This is a genomic window from Gottfriedia acidiceleris (assembly GCF_050457485.1).
Classification (GTDB): Bacteria; Bacillota; Bacilli; order Bacillales; family Bacillaceae_G; genus Gottfriedia; species Gottfriedia acidiceleris_D.
The window spans coordinates 46,410-65,029 of sequence record NZ_JBCMJM010000029.1; the positions used below are offsets into that span (position 1 = coordinate 46,410).

At 34.7% G+C, this 18,620-nt stretch carries 15 protein-coding genes; all 15 read left to right on the forward strand.

The window, feature by feature from the left end; all coding sequences use genetic code 11:
• The first annotated feature begins 24 nt into the window (after nucleotides 1-24).
• Nucleotides 25-936, forward strand: coding sequence for an aspartate carbamoyltransferase catalytic subunit (locus tag ABEY15_RS23030; protein WP_429892328.1), 912 nt, complete (start codon nucleotides 25-27; stop codon nucleotides 934-936).
• A complete protein-coding gene (locus tag ABEY15_RS23035) occupies nucleotides 920-2,206 on the forward strand; it encodes a dihydroorotase (protein WP_429892329.1) in 1,287 nt (428 codons plus the stop codon). Before ABEY15_RS23030 ends, ABEY15_RS23035 begins: the two co-directional genes overlap by 17 nt.
• Nucleotides 2,203-3,303 (forward strand): carbamoyl phosphate synthase small subunit, encoded by a 1,101-nt coding sequence (locus ABEY15_RS23040; RefSeq protein ID WP_429892330.1) that lies wholly within the window; start codon nucleotides 2,203-2,205, stop codon nucleotides 3,301-3,303. The genes ABEY15_RS23035 and ABEY15_RS23040 overlap by 4 nt, the downstream gene beginning before the upstream one ends.
• Nucleotides 3,288-6,500 carry a carbamoyl-phosphate synthase large subunit gene (gene carB / locus ABEY15_RS23045; protein ID WP_429892331.1) on the forward strand — a complete coding sequence of 1,071 codons (3,213 nt, stop codon included), beginning with the start codon at nucleotides 3,288-3,290 and terminating at the stop codon, nucleotides 6,498-6,500. The genes ABEY15_RS23040 and carB overlap by 16 nt, the downstream gene beginning before the upstream one ends.
• Nucleotides 6,497-7,267, forward strand: coding sequence for a dihydroorotate dehydrogenase electron transfer subunit (locus ABEY15_RS23050; RefSeq protein WP_056471012.1), 771 nt, complete (start codon nucleotides 6,497-6,499; stop codon nucleotides 7,265-7,267). The genes carB and ABEY15_RS23050 overlap by 4 nt, the downstream gene beginning before the upstream one ends.
• Nucleotides 7,264-8,205, forward strand: a complete 942-nt coding sequence (locus ABEY15_RS23055; protein ID WP_429892332.1) for a dihydroorotate dehydrogenase — start codon at nucleotides 7,264-7,266, stop codon at nucleotides 8,203-8,205. The genes ABEY15_RS23050 and ABEY15_RS23055 overlap by 4 nt, the downstream gene beginning before the upstream one ends.
• Nucleotides 8,177-8,890 carry an orotidine-5'-phosphate decarboxylase gene (gene pyrF / locus ABEY15_RS23060; RefSeq protein ID WP_056471007.1) on the forward strand — a complete coding sequence of 238 codons (714 nt, stop codon included), beginning with the start codon at nucleotides 8,177-8,179 and terminating at the stop codon, nucleotides 8,888-8,890. Before ABEY15_RS23055 ends, pyrF begins: the two co-directional genes overlap by 29 nt.
• Nucleotides 8,887-9,525: an orotate phosphoribosyltransferase gene (gene pyrE, locus ABEY15_RS23065; RefSeq protein WP_429892333.1), complete on the forward strand. Its 639-nt coding sequence runs from the start codon at nucleotides 8,887-8,889 to the stop codon at nucleotides 9,523-9,525. The genes pyrF and pyrE overlap by 4 nt, the downstream gene beginning before the upstream one ends.
• Before the next feature lie 373 nt (nucleotides 9,526-9,898).
• Nucleotides 9,899-10,441: a DUF1572 family protein gene (locus ABEY15_RS23070; RefSeq protein ID WP_429892334.1), complete on the forward strand. Its 543-nt coding sequence runs from the start codon at nucleotides 9,899-9,901 to the stop codon at nucleotides 10,439-10,441.
• 403 nt (nucleotides 10,442-10,844) lie between these two features.
• Nucleotides 10,845-11,570 (forward strand): YiiX/YebB-like N1pC/P60 family cysteine hydrolase, encoded by a 726-nt coding sequence (locus ABEY15_RS23075; RefSeq protein ID WP_429892335.1) that lies wholly within the window; start codon nucleotides 10,845-10,847, stop codon nucleotides 11,568-11,570.
• 65 nt (nucleotides 11,571-11,635) lie between these two features.
• The gene (locus ABEY15_RS23080; protein ID WP_429892336.1) at nucleotides 11,636-12,835 is read left to right on the forward strand and encodes a hypothetical protein; all 1,200 of its coding nucleotides are present in this window, start codon (nucleotides 11,636-11,638) and stop codon (nucleotides 12,833-12,835) included.
• A gap of 195 nt (nucleotides 12,836-13,030) precedes the next feature.
• The gene (locus tag ABEY15_RS23085) at nucleotides 13,031-14,218 is read left to right on the forward strand and encodes a hypothetical protein (protein WP_429892337.1); all 1,188 of its coding nucleotides are present in this window, start codon (nucleotides 13,031-13,033) and stop codon (nucleotides 14,216-14,218) included.
• A 295-nt stretch (nucleotides 14,219-14,513) separates the two neighbouring features.
• The gene (locus ABEY15_RS23090) at nucleotides 14,514-16,253 is read left to right on the forward strand and encodes an ABC transporter ATP-binding protein (RefSeq protein ID WP_429892338.1); all 1,740 of its coding nucleotides are present in this window, start codon (nucleotides 14,514-14,516) and stop codon (nucleotides 16,251-16,253) included.
• A complete protein-coding gene (locus tag ABEY15_RS23095) occupies nucleotides 16,250-18,025 on the forward strand; it encodes an ABC transporter ATP-binding protein (protein ID WP_429892339.1) in 1,776 nt (591 codons plus the stop codon). Before ABEY15_RS23090 ends, ABEY15_RS23095 begins: the two co-directional genes overlap by 4 nt.
• Before the next feature lie 23 nt (nucleotides 18,026-18,048).
• Nucleotides 18,049-18,483 (forward strand): GNAT family N-acetyltransferase, encoded by a 435-nt coding sequence (locus ABEY15_RS23100; protein ID WP_429892340.1) that lies wholly within the window; start codon nucleotides 18,049-18,051, stop codon nucleotides 18,481-18,483.
• Nucleotides 18,484-18,620: the final 137 nt, after the last annotated feature.

The following is an 18,620-nucleotide window of genomic DNA, read 5'->3' on the forward strand; positions in this document are numbered from 1 at the left end:
GAAATTCATTTAGGGGGATGACGGATGAATCATTTATTAACCATGTCTGATTTAACAATTGAAGAAATTCAAGATTTGCTTAACGAAGCACAAAGCTTTGCAAATGGAGAAATAAGTAGCCTAAAACGTCAGACATTTGTTGCAAATTTGTTTTTTGAAAATAGTACGAGAACTCGCTTTAGCTTTGAGGTAGCTCAAAAGAAACTTGGACTTGAAGTTATAAACCTAGCTGTTGAAAGCTCAAGTATTCAAAAAGGTGAAACTTTATATGATACAGTTAAAACCCTTCAAGCAATTGGGGTTGAAGCAGTCGTAATTCGTCATACACAAGACGAGTATTTTCAAGAAATAAAAGATGCAGGAATGCCAATCCTGAATGCCGGCGATGGATGTGGAAATCACCCAACGCAATGCCTACTTGACTTACTAACGATCAAACAAGAATTTGGGAGCTTTGAAGGATTAAAGGTAGCAATTGTTGGAGATTTAAGACACTCAAGAGTTGCACGCTCTAATGCTGAAGCACTAACTAGATTAGGAGCAGAAGTATACTTCGCAAGTCCTGATGAATGGAAAGATGATAAAAATACTTATGGAACATATAAAAATTTAGATGAATTAGTCGAAGAAGTTGATGTCATGATGCTATTAAGAGTTCAGCATGAAAGACACGACGAAGAAACAAATCACATAATGGAAAATTACTTACAAAAGCATGGCCTAACAGTTGAAAGAGCAGAAAAAATGAAATCTACAAGCATTATCATGCATCCAGCGCCATTTAATCGAGATGTTGAAATTGCAAGTGAATTAGTTGAATGCAAGCAATCAAGAATCTTCAAGCAAATGGAAAACGGAGTATTTGTACGAATGGCTGTGTTAAAAAGAGCCTTACCAACAGTATGGGGAGAGATGAAAAATGAAGTACTTGTTTAAAAACGGTGTCATCTTACAAGAAAATGGTGAACTTCTAAATCGAGACGTATTAGTAGTTAATGGAAAAATCTCAGTAATCGCTGAAACAATCGTTGATGAAGATGCAAAGCAAATTGAATTAGATGGCAAATTGCTTTCACCAGGTTTAATAGATGTTCATGTGCATCTTCGTGAGCCGGGCGGTGAACATAAAGAGACAATCGAAACAGGTACGAAGGCAGCGGCAAGAGGAGGATTTACAACAATTGCTGCAATGCCAAATACTCGACCAGTACCAGATACAATCGAGCACCTAAGCGCATTAAACAAAAAAATAGAAGAAACAGCAGTCGTTAACGTATTACCATATGCATCAATTACGATCCGACAAGCTGGTGAAGAGCAAACAGACTTTGAAGTCTTAAAAGAAAATGGAGCTTTTGCATTCACAGATGATGGTGTAGGAGTGCAATCTGCAGAAATGATGTACAAAGCAATGCAAAAAGCGGCTGAACTAAATGTATCAATCGTTGCACACTGTGAAGAAAACACACTGATTCAAAAAGGTTGTGTCCATGAAGGTAAGTTTTCAAAAGAAAATGGTTTAAATGGAATTCCTTCAATTTGTGAAAGTGTTCAAATTGCTCGAGATGTATTATTAGCTGAAGCTACAGGTTGTCACTATCATGTTTGCCATATCAGTACGAAAGAATCAGTAAGAGTAGTACGCGATGCAAAACGTGCTGGAATTAATGTAACGGCTGAGGTTTCTCCACACCATTTAATTCTTTGTGAAGATGATATCCCAGGCTTAGACACAAATTTCAAAATGAATCCTCCATTAAGAAGTGCAGTCGATCGAGAAGCATTAATCGAAGGATTACTTGATGGAACAATCGACATGATTGCAACAGATCATGCACCTCATACAGAAGAGGAAAAAGCTCAAGGAATGCAATTAGCACCGTTTGGAATTGTAGGGTTAGAAACTGCTTTTCCATTATTAAACACTCATTTTGTTGAAACAGGTAAAATGACTTTACAACAAGTAATAAACTTTTTAACAACTAAACCTGCTGAAGTTTTTAACTTAAATAGAGGAAAAATTGAAGTTGGAGCGGTAGCAGACCTAACTGTAATCGACTTAGAGTTAGAAGAGGAAATCGATTCAACAACATTCCTTTCAAAAGGTAAAAACACTCCATTTAATGGTTGGAACTGTAAAGGTTGGCCAGTAATGACAATGGTAAATGGCAAATTAGTATATGAAAGAGAGGAACTAACAGTATGATGCGTCAATTAATATTAGAAGACGGAACAGTTTTTGTAGGAGAAGGATTTGGTAGCGAAGTTGAAACAACAGGAGAAATCGTATTTACAACAGGTATGACAGGATATCAAGAGGTATTAACTGACCCATCTTACTGTGGACAAATCGTAACATTCACTTTCCCTTTAGTAGGGAACTATGGTATCAACTTAGAGGATTTTGAAAGCATCGTACCAGCAGTACATGGCTTAATTGTAAAAGAATATGCTGAGCATCCATCAAATTTCCGAAACAAAATGAGCTTAGATCAATATTGCAAAGATAAAGGAATTCCAGGTTTAGCAGGAATCGATACACGTATGTTAACGAAAAAGCTTCGTGAAGTTGGAACGATGAAAGGTAAATTCTGCAGCATGGAAGCAAATGTTGATGAAGTAGTTGCAGAACTAACAAATACACCACTATTTACAAACCATGTTGCGCGAGTTTCAACACAAAAGCCATATAGAAGTCCAGGTAGAGGACACCGAGTGGTTTTAGTAGATTTCGGTATGAAGCACGGTATTTTAAGAGAATTAACAAACCGTAAATGTGACGTTACAGTTGTACCTTATAACGTCTCAGCAAAAGAAATATTCTTACTGGCTCCAGATGGAATTATGTTAAGTAATGGACCTGGAGATCCAAAAGATGTTCAAGTAGCAATCGAAATGATTAAAGAAGTAGTAGGTAAAGTACCATTATTCGGAATTTGCTTAGGTCACCAATTATTCGCTCTAGCAAATGGTGGAAATACTTCAAAACTTAAATTCGGTCACCGTGGAGCGAACCATCCAGTTAAACATTTAGAAACAGGAAAAGTAGCAATCACTTCACAAAATCACGGTTATGCAGTAGAAACGGATTCAATTGAAGGAACTGATTTAGTAGTAACACATGTTGCACTAAATGATGGAACTGTAGAAGGACTTAAACATAAAACATACCCAGCATTCACAGTACAATACCACCCAGAAGCATCACCTGGACCAGAAGATGCAAACTATTTATTTGACGAATTTATCAGCATGATGGAAGCACAGAAACGAGAGGGGAACTTACAATGCCAAAACGCGTAGACATTAAAACAATCTTAGTAATCGGATCAGGACCAATCGTAATCGGTCAAGCAGCAGAATTTGACTATGCTGGAACACAGGCTTGTCAGGCATTGAAAGAAGAAGGATACAAAGTAATTCTTGTAAACTCAAACCCTGCAACAATTATGACGGATGTACAAACAGCTGATAAAGTATACATCGAACCACTAACAGTAGATTTCGTTAGTCGAATCATTCGTAAAGAACGCCCAGATGCACTTCTACCAACATTAGGAGGTCAAACAGGACTTAACCTAGCGGTAGAATTAGATAAATCTGGCGTATTAAAAGAGTGTGGAGTAAAAATTTTAGGAACAACTCTAGAAGCGATTAACCGCGCAGAAGATCGCGACCTTTTCAGAACATTAATGAACGACTTAAGCGAGCCAGTACCAGAAAGTACAATCATCCATACTTTAGAAGAAGCATATGACTTCGTAGAAGAAATTGGCTACCCAGTTATCGTAAGACCTGCCTTTACTCTTGGAGGAACAGGCGGAGGAATTTGTAATGATGAAGAAGATTTAAAAGAAATTGTAGCAAGCGGATTAAAAAATAGTCCAGTGACACAATGTTTATTAGAAAAAAGTATCGCTGGTTTTAAAGAAATCGAATATGAAGTAATGCGTGATGCAAATGATCATGCGATTGTAGTATGTAACATGGAAAACATCGACCCAGTTGGTGTTCACACAGGAGATTCAATCGTAATCGCTCCATCTCAAACATTAAGTGATCGCGAATATCAAATGTTACGAAATGTATCATTAAAAATCATTCGTGCATTAGGAATTGAAGGTGGATGTAACGTACAGCTTGCACTAGATCCAGATAGTTTCCAATACTATGTAATCGAAGTAAATCCACGTGTATCACGTTCAAGTGCGCTTGCTTCAAAAGCAACAGGTTATCCGATTGCAAAATTAGCAGCAAAAATCGCAGTAGGCTTAACATTGGATGAAATGATTAACCCAGTTACAAAGAAAACTTATGCTTGCTTCGAGCCAGCATTAGACTATATCGTATCAAAAATTCCACGCTGGCCATTCGATAAGTTTGAAACGGCAAACCGCCAGTTAGGAACTCAAATGAAAGCAACTGGAGAAGTAATGTCAATCGGTAGAACACTAGAAGAGTCATTATTAAAAGCAGTACGCTCTCTTGAATTAGGAATAAGTCACATCGAGCTTAACGCAGTAAAAGAACTTTCTAAAGAAGAAATGATTACTCGCATGGCAAAAGCTGACGATGAAAGACTATACATTGTTGCTGAAGCAATGAGAACTGGTATGACATTAGAAGAAATACACGATATTACTAAAATTGATTTCTTCTTCCTACACAAAATTGAAAACATCATTAAAATGGAAAAACAAGTTAAAGATAACCATTTTGAACTAGAGGTACTGTTAAAAGCTAAGAAAATGGGCTTCAGTGATGATTACATCGCATCACAATGGAATGCTACAAATAAAGAAATATACGAATTTAGAAAACAAAATCAAATCATTCCAGTCTATAAAATGGTTGATACATGTGCAGCTGAGTTTGAATCTACAACACCATACTTCTACGGAACATATGAAATTGAAAACGAATCAATCGTGACTGATAAAACAAGCGTAGTAGTACTTGGCTCTGGTCCAATTCGAATCGGTCAAGGGATCGAGTTTGACTATGCAACAGTACATTGTGTAAGAGCAATTAAAGAAGCTGGATACGAAGCAATCATTATTAATAACAACCCAGAAACAGTTTCAACTGATTTCAGTATCTCAGACAAACTGTATTTCGAGCCATTAACAATTGAAGACGTTATGCACATTATCGATTTAGAAAAACCGATGGGAGTAGTTGTTCAATTCGGTGGTCAAACAGCAATTAACCTTGCAGGCAAATTAGTAGAACGTGGTGTGAAAATTCTTGGAACTTCACTTGAGGATTTAGATCGTGCTGAAGACCGCGACAAGTTTGAAGAAGCACTTCAACAATTAGGTGTACCACAACCTCTTGGTAAAACAGCAATGACACCTGAAGAAGCAGCTGATATCGCCGATGAAATTGGTTATCCAGTATTAGTAAGACCATCATATGTACTAGGTGGACGTGCGATGGAGATTGTCTACCACCGTGAAGAAATTCTTCACTACATGCAAAATGCAGTTAAAATCAATCCAGAACATCCAGTACTAGTTGACCGTTACTTAACTGGAAAAGAAATTGAAGTAGATGCAATCTCTGACGGAATCGATGTATACATCCCTGGTATTATGGAGCATATCGAACGTGCTGGAGTTCACTCAGGAGATTCAATCGCAGTATACCCTACACAAAATGTATCAGCGGCTGCGAAGGAAAAATTAATCGACTATACAATTAAACTAGCAAAGGGCTTAAATATCAAAGGCTTACTTAACATCCAGTTTGTTGTAACAGATAAAGATGAAGTATTCGTACTAGAAGTAAACCCAAGATCAAGCCGTACAGTACCATTCTTAAGTAAAATTACAAATGTACCAATGGCGAATATCGCAACAAAAGTAATCTTAGGTCAAACATTAGCTTCATTCGGATATGCAACAGGCTACCACCCAGAAGGAAATGAAGTATATGTAAAAGCACCAGTGTTCTCATTCGCTAAACTACGCTCAGTAGATATAACATTAGGCCCTGAAATGAAATCAACTGGAGAAGTAATGGGAAAAGATGTAAGTCTTCAAAAAGCATTATACAAAGCACTAATTGCTGCGGGAATGCAAATCCCAACACACGGTTCAGTAATCATTACAGTAGCTGATAAAGATAAAGAAGAAGTAGTAAATATCGCAAAACGATTCCATGAAATTGGATTTACAGTATTCGGTACAGAAGGAACTAAAAATCATTTAGAAAACCACGGTGTACCAGTAAAAGCGGTAAACAAAATTAACGAGCATGAAGACAATATGCTAGATATGATCAAGCGTGGAGATGCACAGTTTGTTATCAATACATTAACAAAAGGTAAAAAACCAGCTCGTGATGGATTCAGAATTCGTCGTGAATCAGTTGAAAACGGAGTAGTTTGCTTAACTTCACTAGATACAGCGACTGCAATATTATCAGTAATTGAAAGCTTAACATTCTCAACTTCTGCACTACCAAACAAAGAAATGAAGGCTGGCGTATTAGTATGATAAAAAAGGAACTCATGACAATTGTCTCAAACAGAGAAATTGCCCATCAAATTGTCGAAATGACATTAAAAGGTGAACTAGTTCAGGAGATGCACTCTCCTGGGCAGTTCGTCCATATAAAAGTGACTGGTGGACTAACGCCACTATTAAGAAGACCAATCAGTATATGTTCGATCGACAAAGAGAAAAGTGAGTTCACGATGATATTCCGAGCTGAAGGTGAAGGAACGAAGCTTTTAAAAGAAGCAAGCGTTGGACAACAAGTTGATGTGTTAGGTCCTCTAGGTCAAGGTTATGATGTTGAAACTCTTTCAGAAGGAGATACAGCACTACTAGTTGGTGGTGGAATTGGAGTACCTCCGATGTATGAACTTTCGAAGCAATTTAAAGCTCGTGGTGTAAATGTAATTCATGTGTTAGGATTTGCATCAAGTAACGTAGCTTTTTATGAAAAAGAATTTTCGGAATTAGGACCAACCTTTATGGCAACGGTAGATGGAACTCTAGGTACGAAAGGATTCGTAACAGATGTAATTCGTGAAAAAGAGCTTCAATTTGATCAATACTTTGCATGTGGTCCAACTGTGATGTTAAAAGCTTTGCAACAGCAATATAAAGGTATGAAGGATGGCTATATATCACTTGAAGAACGAATGGGCTGTGGAATCGGAGCTTGTTTCGCATGTGTATGCCATACTGAAGACGGGTCATATCGTAAAATTTGTAGCGATGGACCAGTATTCCAAGCTGAGGAGGTAGTACTATGATTTCATTACAAACAAAACTTCCTGGCTTAGATTTAAAAAATCCTATTATGCCAGCTTCTGGTTGCTTTGGATTTGGTAGAGAGTTTGCAAATCTTTACGATCTAAGTATTCTTGGAGCTATTATGATAAAAGCAACAACAGTTGAAACGCGATACGGAAATGAAACACCTCGTGTAGCTGAAACTCAAGCGGGGATGTTAAATGCGATTGGACTTCAAAATCCTGGTTTAGAAAAAGTAATTGATAGTGAATTAAAATGGTTATCAAATTATGATGTACCAATCGTTGCAAATATTGCTGGATCTACTATTGAAGACTATGTAACAGTCGCAAAAGAAATTTCAAAAGTAAGTAATGTAAAAGCACTAGAATTAAATATTTCTTGTCCAAACGTAAAATGTGGTGGGATTGCATTTGGAACGGATGCTGCAACAGCGGCTGAAGTAACTAAGAAAGTTAAAGAAGTAAGCGAAGTTCCGCTATACGTAAAATTATCTCCGAATGTAACCAATATTGTTGAAATCGCAAAAGCAATTGAAAATGCAGGAGCAGATGGTTTAACAATGATCAATACATTACTAGGGATGAGATTAGATTTAAGAACTGGTAAACCAATTTTAGCTAATAAAACTGGTGGATTATCAGGTCCTGCAATAAAACCAGTAGCAATTCGTATGATTCATGATGTGAGCCAAGTAGTAAACATCCCAATCATCGGAATGGGTGGGGTTATGAATGCAGAAGATGCACTAGAGTTTTTCTTAGCAGGAGCAAGTGCAATCGGTGTAGGTACGGCAAACTTTGTTGATCCATTTGTTTGTCCAACAATCATAGATGAACTACCTGAAGTGCTACACAAATATGGATATCAGTCAATTGAAGAATGTATTGGAAGGAGCTGGAAACAACATGTCATCACAAGTGGTCATCGCGCTTGATTTTTCATCAAAAGATGAAGTAATGAATTTTGTAAAAAAATTTCAAAAATCTCTATATGTAAAGGTAGGGATGGAGCTATTTTACAAAGAGGGTCCAGCGATCATAAAGGAATTAAAAGAATTAGGACATCAAATCTTCCTAGATTTGAAACTTCATGATATTCCAAATACAGTAAAACATGCAATGAAAAATATCGCATCTCTAGAAGTAGACATGGTTAATGTTCATGCAGCTGGTGGAACGAAAATGATGAAGGCAGCATTAGAAGGTCTAGAAGAAGGCACTCCAGCTGGTAAAAAAAGACCTTTACTAATTGCAGTAACTCAACTTACAAGCACTTCAGAAGAACAAGTAATCCATGAACAAGGCATTTCTTCTTTACAGGATTCGATTAAACTATATGCTGCTATAACAGAAGAAAGCGGTCTTGACGGTGTAGTTTGCTCTCCACTTGATGTAGAGTTAGTTCAAGCAGCAGTTGAAGGAGAGAACTTCCTTACTGTAACACCTGGTATTCGCCTAGCAGATAATAGTGTAGATGATCAAGTACGAGTAACAACTCCAGCGAAAGCTAGACAATTTGGAAGTAGCTATATTGTAGTAGGACGCAGTATTACAAAAAGCGAAAATCCAGTAGAAGCATATGAAGAAGTAATTGCACAATGGGAGGGCGTAACAATATGAAAAAGAATATCGCAGCAAACTTATTAAGCATTGGGGCTGTAAGCCTTCAACCTGAAACTCCATTTACTTGGGCATCAGGAATCAAATCTCCAATCTATTGTGATAATCGCCTAACTCTTGGCTATCCAGAAATTCGTAAAAACATTGCAAAAGGCTTAGTAGAACTAATCCAAACTAAATTTGCTAACGTAGATGTAATCGCTGGAACTGCAACTGCTGGAATTCCACACGCAGCCTGGACAAGTGATTTAATGGAATTACCAATGGTTTATGTACGTAGCTCAGCAAAAGGCCACGGCAAAGGAAACCAAATTGAAGGCCCAATTAAAACTGGACAAAAAGTAGTAGTAGTAGAAGATTTAATCTCAACCGGCGGCAGCGTAATTACATGCGTTGAAGCTTTACGCGAAGCGGGCTGCGAAGTACTAGGCGTAGTCTCAATCTTCACATACAATCTTCCAGCAGCAGTAGAGAAGTTCGATGCAAACGACGTAACATACTATTCTCTAACTGACTATGACACACTAGTTGAAGTTGCAAAAGAACAAGGCTCAATCGAAGCAGAACATGTAGCAAAACTAACTGCATGGAGAAAAAATCCACAAGATGCTAGCTGGATGACTGTTGAAGTTTAATACTTAGAATAGGAAAGATGACTTTTTTGAGTCATCTTTTTTTTGTGGGGTGAATTTGGGATGCAAATAATGAGGTGGCAGTGCATTAAGTGGACTGCAAATAAATCGATTGAAAGTGCAAATAAAAAAAGTGGACTGCAATGACTGCTTCTCAATAGTAAATTCATATAATAATCTACCAAACTTTAAACCGGCTAAAATGATCAGGATTCACATGAAAAATCATACAAAATGATAAATTTTCACCTGAAAATCTAACTAAATTACTGTTCTTTCACACCCTATACCCAAACAAATTATTTGATAAATAATTAATAAGTTTTTAAACTATTCATACAATTGATTGAAAGAAACTTTAAAAGGAGGGTCAAGTATGTCAATCGCAAAACAATTTCTTTCGAATAGTTTAAAGGAATTCAAAGGGATAAAAAATCTTGGTGATCGTTCGATGGATCAGCTAAATTATGAGGAGTTGCACTTACAACCATCTAGTGAATCGAATAGTATTTCTATAATTGTAAAGCATTTAAGTGGTAATATGATTTCTAGATGGACGGATTTTCTCACGACGGATGGTGAAAAACCATGGCGAAATCGTGATGTTGAGTTCGAGGGTATTTACCAATCAAAGGATGAGTTATTAGCTGATTGGAATAAAGGATGGAATGTTGTTTTTAACACGCTAGAGAGTCTACAAGAAGAAGATGTATTAAAAACGATTAAAATTCGTGGTGAAGATCATACTGTATTGCAAGCAATACATAGACAAATTAGTCATTACGGATATCATATTGGTCAAATTGTTTATATAGCTAAGTTAATAAAAAATGACGAATTTAAGAGTTTGAGTATTCTAAAAGGAAAATCTCAAGAATTTTTAGAAAATAAATTAAATGAAACAAATAAAAAATCTTAAAATCTACGACTTAGGTTGTAGATTTTTTTACGCATTAAGAAAGTATAAGTTGGCAACAGTGTAGCAAGCTCGTCGTAGTAGCCAATTTTAGTAAAATATAATTGCAACTACGCCCTCTGCCTTCGCCTAAAAGCTCTCAAATTTGCGAGTTATCTTTAAAAATTTCTAGCTTTATCTTTCACTTTACTCTGTACTATTACGGATTGAATTTTGTTTATCCACATTTCAAGAACTAAAAAAGTGTCACAAAAGAGACTAAAATTTAGTAAATATTAGTAAACTTTTCCTTATATAATATTCTTGTATAGAATTGTGATGAATGATTCGACAGTAAAATTAATAAACAACACATATCACTCTCTATTTCAAATACAGAAAATTATTTGTAAAAGGAGATGTTTAAATGAAAAAATTACTCGGAGTAAGTGTCTTATCTGCAAGTCTAGTATTAACTGCAACCCCTATTAGCTATGCTAGTACAAACGATTTACCTTATGTAAAAGAAATTTTAGCATTACAACCGAATGTTACAGAAAAAGAACTGTTAAAGGACGTAGAATCCATTTCTAAAAACACTGGTGATACGCAAGAAGCTATATTAGAACAACTTTTTAGTGAGCTTAAACAAAACGAAGCTCAGGGATTGTCAGAAAAAAAATTGCAAGCTAGAGGGGGTGGTGGTGGTACTGTTTCGGTTGGAACAGGAGTAAAAGGCCAGATTTACTATACGGCATCACAAACTGCTTATTTAAATCATGGACATGTAGGAATGTATTATAGTGCTGAAAAAGTAGTCGAATCTGTTCCAAAAGTGGGAGTTCGAAAATTAGATTACTTAGATAGAAAGGTAGACAAAGGAGATGCACAAGTCAGATCGGTTAACACTACAACTGCTAAACGTAATGCAGCTGCCGATTGGGCATACAGTCGAGTAGGTAAAGATGACTACTCTTACAATTTCGCAACTAACCGTAAAACAGACCATTATGGTGATAAAAATTGTGCAAAGTTAGTCTGGTCTGCATATAAGTTAAAAGCGGACTTAGATTTAGATAAAGACAAAGGATCAGGTGTATATCCGAGGGATGTTCGTGATGCAAAAGATACAACGCTAGTCCGTAAAATATAAATTTTATAAGGCGATAAGTTGAACAGTTTGACTTATTGCCTTTTAATATAGTCTAGGAGAAAAAAATGAAAAGAAAGTATAAATATATCATACTATTTCTAACTTGCTTACTAGTTATTTACAGTTGTTATTTTATTGTTAACAAGATTAGAGTTTCTCCATTTATTGTTAAAGAAGAGACGATTCGAAAGAAAAACTTTTTAGATGATAAACAAGCCGTGTTATATTATTCCTCTACTGCTGACCAAGATATGGATGATAGAGGGATCAGTATCGTAAGCTTTATTGATGATGACGGTGTAGCTAGAGGGTATAAAATGAAAGGATTAGAACTTGGTAGTGTTGGTTTAGGAGAAACTGGCCTTTTATTAGAGGATAAAGAAACACTACGTTTAATTGGTAATAAATATAAAGAAGTTAAAATGAAGTATCAACATACAGGAGAAATAACAGGATATTTAAGAAGTTCAAATCTTTATTTTACTATTTTTAATTCAGGTTTTGTAAAAAATGGTTATGCTTCAAATGTATTATATGGAAATGACAAAGGATTTAAAAAAGGAAATATACCCCATTATATTTCTACATCGGGTGTAGATAAAAATGAAATACTTATTTTAACAGAAGATAATGAGACTTGTCATTTACGTAAAGTTGGTTTCGACGACAACAAGCTAAAAATAAAAGATTTAACTCAGCTAAAAAAACGGTCTGATTATAACAGCTATGGTCCTACTTCACAGATTATTAGTGATGAAAATTATTACTACATGGTACTTGAGGAAAGGAAACAAGGGGATTTGAAGGATGAGAATGTAGTACTAGTTCGAATAAATAAGAAAACATTAATGCAAGATATGATCACCCTTGTTTCATATAAAAATAAAACGATAAATCAATTGAGTGCAAAAATTCCTTACAGTCCTGATCATTCGATCTATATTTATGGTAATGAGCTTTTCTTCGCAAATGGATTAGGTGATGTTTACACAATGGACACTACTAGTAATATAGTGAAAAAGAAATTTACAATTGAAAATCCACGAAAAGGTCCGTATCGCTATGGAGAGCAAACATATTTCAAAAATGATTCACTGTTTGTTGTAAGGTATGATTCAAAAAAGAAAATTAAATATTATTTTGAACAATATTCTCTAGAAACTGGCAAAAAAACAAAGGTAGTTCAAATGAAAGGTGTAGAGGAGATTTTGTCATCAATAAAAGGGAAATCAGTTCATTCATATGATTTTAAAATATTGAAATAGAAGAATGATTAGTTCATAAATCTATATTGCATATATGAAACAAATAAAAATTCTTAAATTCTATGAAGCTAGGAAATGTTTACTTTAAAAATTTCTATCTTTATCTTACGCTTTACCCCGGTCTATTGGAGTAAGATCATCCCTATTTCAACAAAGTTTAACTTATAACTTTTTATTATATTCTAGGAGAAAAAAATGAAAAGAAAATATAAATATATCATACTAACTTTAACTTGCTTACTTGTTATTTACAGTTGTTATTTTATTGTTAACAAGATTAGGATTTCTCCATTTATTGTAAAAGAGGAGACCATTCGAAAGAAGGACTTTTTAGATGATAAACAAGCCGTCTTATATTATTCCTCTACAGCAGACCAGGATAAGGATAATAGAGGGATCAGTATCGCGATCTTTGTTGATGATGAAGGTGTAGCTAGAGGGTATAAAATGAAAGGATTAGAACTTGGTAGTGTTGGGTTAGGAGAAACTGGCCTTTTATTAGAGGATAAAGAAACACTTCGTATAATTGGGGATAAATATAAGGAAGTTAAAAAGTATCAACATACCGGAGAAACAACAGGATATTTAAAAAGTTCAAATCTTTATTTTACTATTTCTAATTCAGGTCATACTTCAAATGTATTATATGGAAATGGCAAAGGATTTAAAAAAGGAAATATCCCCCATTATATTTTAACGTCGGGTATAGATAAAAATGAAATAATTATTTTAACAAAAGATATTGAGAAAAATACTTGTCATTTACGTAAAGTTGATTTCGACGACAACAAACTAAAGATAGTAGATTTAACTCAGCTTAAAAATCGATTAATTAATAACAGCTATGGCCCTAGCTCACAGATTATTAGTGATGAAAATTATTACTACATGGTACTCGACGAAAGTAAACAAGGGAATTTGAAGGATCAGAATGAAGTACTAGTTCGAATAAATAAGAAAACATTAAAGCAAGATATAATCACTCTTGTTTCCTATAAAAATAAAACCATCAATCAATTGTCTGCAACAATTCCTTACAGCCTTAATCAATCGATTTATATTTATGGTAAGGAGCTTTTCTTCGCAAATGGATTAGGAGATGTTTATACAGTGGACACTGCTAGTAAAATAGTGAAAAAGAAATTTACGATTGAAAATCCACGAAAAGGTCCGTATCGCTATGGAGAGCAAACATATTTCAAAAATGATTCAATGTTTGTTGTAAGGTATGATTCAAAAAAGAAAATTAAATATTATTTTGAACAATATTCTCTAGTAACTGGCAAAAAAACAAATGTAGTTCAAATGAATGGAGTAGATAAAATTTTGTCGTCAGTAAAAGGGAAATCAGTTCATTCATACGATTTTAAAATATTGAAATAGAAAAAGGAATTATTATTTCATAAGTCTACCTACGTTATATAGATTTTCAATCAAATAAAAAATCTTAAAATCTACGACTTAAGTTGTAGATTTTTTTTATGTCCATAAAGACTAATAGTGTACGAATGTTCAATCTATTTAATGAAGAAATAGATTAATTGAAAGATTAGAATGTAATTGAGACCAGATAAAAGGAATAAAGAAGAACGCATTACTTTAATCCTGGTAAAAATTTTAATAGTGAAAATAGTTCGAAAATATTGTAAAATGTTACAGGTTAGGGGGATGGCAATAGATGAAAATTTTAATCGAAACAGTTAATCATTTTAAACCGTATTGGAAAGTATTTCTAGTTGCTTTTGTATGTTCATTAATTGCTGGCGCATTTGCGATTATTCCGCCGATTTTGACTGGTAAATTGGTCGATGAGATTGTTGGTGGTCCTGATTCAAAAATTATTTTTTATTTAATTTTAGGGATTATGCTCTCATTCTTATTTAAGGTCGGTTTTGAATCATTACAAGAATTTATTCAAGTGAAAATTGGTCTAGATGTAATTACAGATATGCAATTACGTGCATTTACAAAACTTCAAAAAGCACCAATGACGTTTTTTTCAACAACACCTCGGGGAGATATGTTATATAGGTTAACGCATGATGTAGAATCTGTTCAAAACTTGAATAATACAGTTGTACCACGTTTTATTCAACAAGTAATTGCAGCTATTGCAGCATTTATAGCGGTGTTTCCGTTATATTGGCCTGCTGCAGTCGTCATGCTAGTTGTATTTGCAATTTATTTAGTTCCTTCTTTTATGATTGGTAAAAAAGTAAGAAAAATGGGAGCTATAGCTCGTGATATGAGTGCTGATTTGTATAATCATACTCAAGAAAGTATTGAGTCAGTTCGTTTAGTGCGAACTTTTCAAACGCAGGATATAGAAAATAAAAAATTAGAAGATAAATTGTCTGTTTGGAAAAGATTTGCTATTCGCTTGGCTTTAATTGGGAAGGTTAATTGGCGTTTAGGAAATGTGATTAATAATGGTGCGCCAGGGGTCATTATGTTGATTGGTGGATATTCGATTTGGCAGCATGAAATTACAATTGGTACATTAATCGCCGTTTTAGGATTTATCCCAACGATGTTTATGCCAGTACGCTCTTTAGCTGAAAATGCGTTAACAATTCAACAAGCAATTCCAGCACTTCAAAGAATATATGAGTACTTTGACCTACCTGCAGAACAACCAGATGATTTACCGAAATTTGGAGAAGTGAAAGGTGATATAGAAGTTAAAAATATTCGATTTACTTATCCAAATTCAACTGAAGAAGTTCTAAAAGATGTTTCATTCTCAATTAAAGCAGGTCAACATATTGGAATTGTTGGTTCAAGCGGTGGAGGAAAAAGTACTTTAATTCAGTTATTACTCGGATTATACGAGCCTTCTTCAGGATCGATTTCAGTTGATCGTAAAGATTTATCTTCTCATGATTATCAATCATTACGCCAAAATATTGGTGTCGTTTCTCAAGAAACATTTCTTTTAAATAGTACATTAAAGCAAAATTTACTATATGCCAAACCTAATGCAACTGATGAAGAACTTGGGCTTGCTGTTGAAGCAGCGGACTTATCTGATTTAGTTGAGTCACTACAGGAAGGTTTTGAAACGATTGTTGGTGAAAGAGGGTTAAAATTATCTGGTGGTCAAAGACAACGAGTAGCTCTTGCAAGAGCAATATTACGTCATCCTCCAGTATTAATTTTCGATGAGGCTACATCATCATTAGATGGAGAAACAGAGGAAAAGGTACAATCTTCACTTGAAAAGTTAATCCCAGGTCGTACAACAATTACAATTGCACATCGACTTGTAACAGTAAAGGATGCGGACTGTATTTTATTATTAGATAAAGGACGTATTGCTGAACAAGGTACACATGAAGAATTATTATCTTTCAAAGGTCAGTATTATCAATTATATATGGCACAATACAGTGAACTAGAAAAGGAGAGTGCTGTATGATGCAGAAAAATACGAAAAAAATAGGCGATGGGAAAAGAGTTATAAACTTTCTCAAGCCCCATAAAAAATGGGTATTTGCAGATTCATTTGTAATTGCTTTAAGTCAAGTTTGTGCAGCATTAATACCTACATTAGGAACGGGTTGGTTAATTGATCATATCCTCCCAAATCATGACAATGCATTACTATGGGGATTAATGTGGTTGCTTGTTATTGCTGCAATTCTTGATTTAATTTTAATGGTCATTGATGAGTATTTTTGTCATCATATTGCTAAATCTGTTACAAACTGGCAAAAACTACGCTTATTTAAGCACTTGCAAATTTTACCTTATTCATATTTTCATCAATCTAAATCTGGTGAATTATTAGCACGAGTTTCTGATGACCCAGATACTCTGCATAACTTTTTAGCATGGGAAGGCTCTACATTTATGGCTTCTGTGCAAGGAGTATTTATATATAGTATTGTCTTACTTTGGATTAATCCTTATTTAATGGTTACGAGTGTAGTTTTAGGTGTTCTATTTTACTGGACCTCTAATAAAGTCGGAGCTCGTACTAGAATTGCTTCGGCTAAAGCTAGAAATGAAGCGTCACGTTATTTAGAAAGATTACGAGAATCAGTAACAGGGATCCAACTTTCAAGAATTCTTGGTGCAACGGATTATGAGATTCAAAGTGTCGCCGATATCCGTAAATCATTCATTAAGGAATCAATTATCGAATTAAAAGCAAGAATGCAATCAATAGTCGTAATCGGTAGCTATAATGGATTTGCTTTGGCTGCTGTCTATTTTATAAGTGTTTTACTAATTTCTAATGATCAAATCACAACGGGACAAATGTATACGGCAGGGGGACTTGTGACCATTGCGGCTAATGAAATTCAAAGAATGCTAAGAAACTGGTTATCAGTACGTAGAACTGGTCCAGCATTAGATCGTTCTGAAAAATTGTTAGCTGAAGAAGTTTCAGAATTTGAAGTACAAGAAGGTGAAAAATTAAATTCTGTTAATGGGTTAATTGAATTTAAAGATGTTAAATTTGCCTATCCAACGAAGGAAGAATTTGTGTTAAATGGATTGTCATTTCATGTGAAACCAGGAGAAGCAGTGGCCGTAGTAGGACCAAGTGGTGCTGGAAAATCAACAATTGTAGATTTATTATTAGGTTTCTATCCTTTAAATAAGGGAACAATTGAAGTAGATGGTTTACCAATTGAAAAAGCAAATGCAAAGTGGATCAGAGATTCGATTTCGTTTGTTTCGCAAGATGTACAGTTAAGAAATGGTAGTTTGGCTGATAATATTCGTATAGGAAATGAATTGGTGACAGATGATGAAATGATTAAGGCACTAAAAGATAGTGGATTATCAGACTATTTAAATTCATTATCAGAAGGTCTAGAATCATCAATTGGTGAACGAGGGGCACTATTATCTGGTGGTCAAAAACAAAGATTATCATTAGCAAGAGCTTTAGTTAAAAACTCTCCTATTCTTATTTTAGATGAAGCAAGTTCAGCTTTAGATCCGATTACAGAGTTGCAAATAAATGAAGCGATTCAACAGCGAAAATCAAAACAATCTGTCATCGTAATTTCACATCGATTATCTACCGTATTAACAGCGGACAGAATCGTTGTTCTAGAAAATGGTAAAGTAGTCGAAGAAGGTACGCATCATACTTTATTAGAAAAAGATGGCGTTTATTCAAGATTATTTAAAAGAGAAGCTGAAACTGGTGAAAATGTAATTAGTGTATCGTAAAAAGATTAAAAAGGAGTGTTAGAATGACTAATATTTCAGTAAAACTTTACGAAACAACAGAAGAGTTAAAAAAAGGCTTTGAAGTACTAAAACAACTTCGTACTCACTTAAATGAAGAATCATTCTTTAATTTGTACGAAGAAATGCAAAAAGAAGGGTATCAATTATTTGGGTTAGAAGACCAAGGATTGACGGTTGCAGTCGCTGGAGTTAGTATATTAACAAATTTCTATAATGGTAGACATGTATTTGTTTACGATTTAGTGACAGATGAAAGTAAACGCTCAAATGGATACGGTAAGAAATTACTAGATTTTATTTCTGATTTTGGAAAAAGAAATGGCTGTCAATTAGTAACACTTCAATCTGGTGTCCAAAGAATAAATGCGCACCGTTTTTATGAACATAAAATGGAGTATAAAAAGCTATCTTATTCTTTTAGTAAAGATATTGGATGAACTTAAAAACCCTAATAATTTAGGGTTTTTTACACGTTGTTGAAAAACAACCTTGTCAATTAATTATCAAATTTTCGTAAAAGGAGTAGTGTGATGTTGATTTCCATTACAGGATGCTCGCTTTCCATGGGGCGAGA

Bases quoted from the DNA above. Each gene is read 5' to 3' on its own strand.
- ABEY15_RS23095 (WP_429892339.1), top strand. From the start codon at position 16,250: ATGATGCAGAAAAATACGAAAAAAATAGGCGATGGGAAAAGAGTTATA.
- ABEY15_RS23090 (WP_429892338.1), top strand. From the start codon at position 14,514: ATGAAAATTTTAATCGAAACAGTTAATCATTTTAAACCGTATTGGAAA.
- ABEY15_RS23080 (WP_429892336.1), top strand. From the start codon at position 11,636: ATGAAAAGAAAGTATAAATATATCATACTATTTCTAACTTGCTTACTA.
- ABEY15_RS23100 (WP_429892340.1), top strand. From the start codon at position 18,049: ATGACTAATATTTCAGTAAAACTTTACGAAACAACAGAAGAGTTAAAA.
- ABEY15_RS23050 (WP_056471012.1), top strand. From the start codon at position 6,497: ATGATAAAAAAGGAACTCATGACAATTGTCTCAAACAGAGAAATTGCC.
- ABEY15_RS23055 (WP_429892332.1), top strand. From the start codon at position 7,264: ATGATTTCATTACAAACAAAACTTCCTGGCTTAGATTTAAAAAATCCT.
- ABEY15_RS23040 (WP_429892330.1), top strand. From the start codon at position 2,203: ATGATGCGTCAATTAATATTAGAAGACGGAACAGTTTTTGTAGGAGAA.
- pyrE (WP_429892333.1), top strand. From the start codon at position 8,887: ATGAAAAAGAATATCGCAGCAAACTTATTAAGCATTGGGGCTGTAAGC.
- carB (WP_429892331.1), top strand. From the start codon at position 3,288: ATGCCAAAACGCGTAGACATTAAAACAATCTTAGTAATCGGATCAGGA.
- ABEY15_RS23035 (WP_429892329.1), top strand. From the start codon at position 920: ATGAAGTACTTGTTTAAAAACGGTGTCATCTTACAAGAAAATGGTGAA.
- ABEY15_RS23030 (WP_429892328.1), top strand. From the start codon at position 25: ATGAATCATTTATTAACCATGTCTGATTTAACAATTGAAGAAATTCAA.
- ABEY15_RS23075 (WP_429892335.1), top strand. From the start codon at position 10,845: ATGAAAAAATTACTCGGAGTAAGTGTCTTATCTGCAAGTCTAGTATTA.
- ABEY15_RS23070 (WP_429892334.1), top strand. From the start codon at position 9,899: ATGTCAATCGCAAAACAATTTCTTTCGAATAGTTTAAAGGAATTCAAA.
- ABEY15_RS23085 (WP_429892337.1), top strand. From the start codon at position 13,031: ATGAAAAGAAAATATAAATATATCATACTAACTTTAACTTGCTTACTT.
- pyrF (WP_056471007.1), top strand. From the start codon at position 8,177: ATGTCATCACAAGTGGTCATCGCGCTTGATTTTTCATCAAAAGATGAA.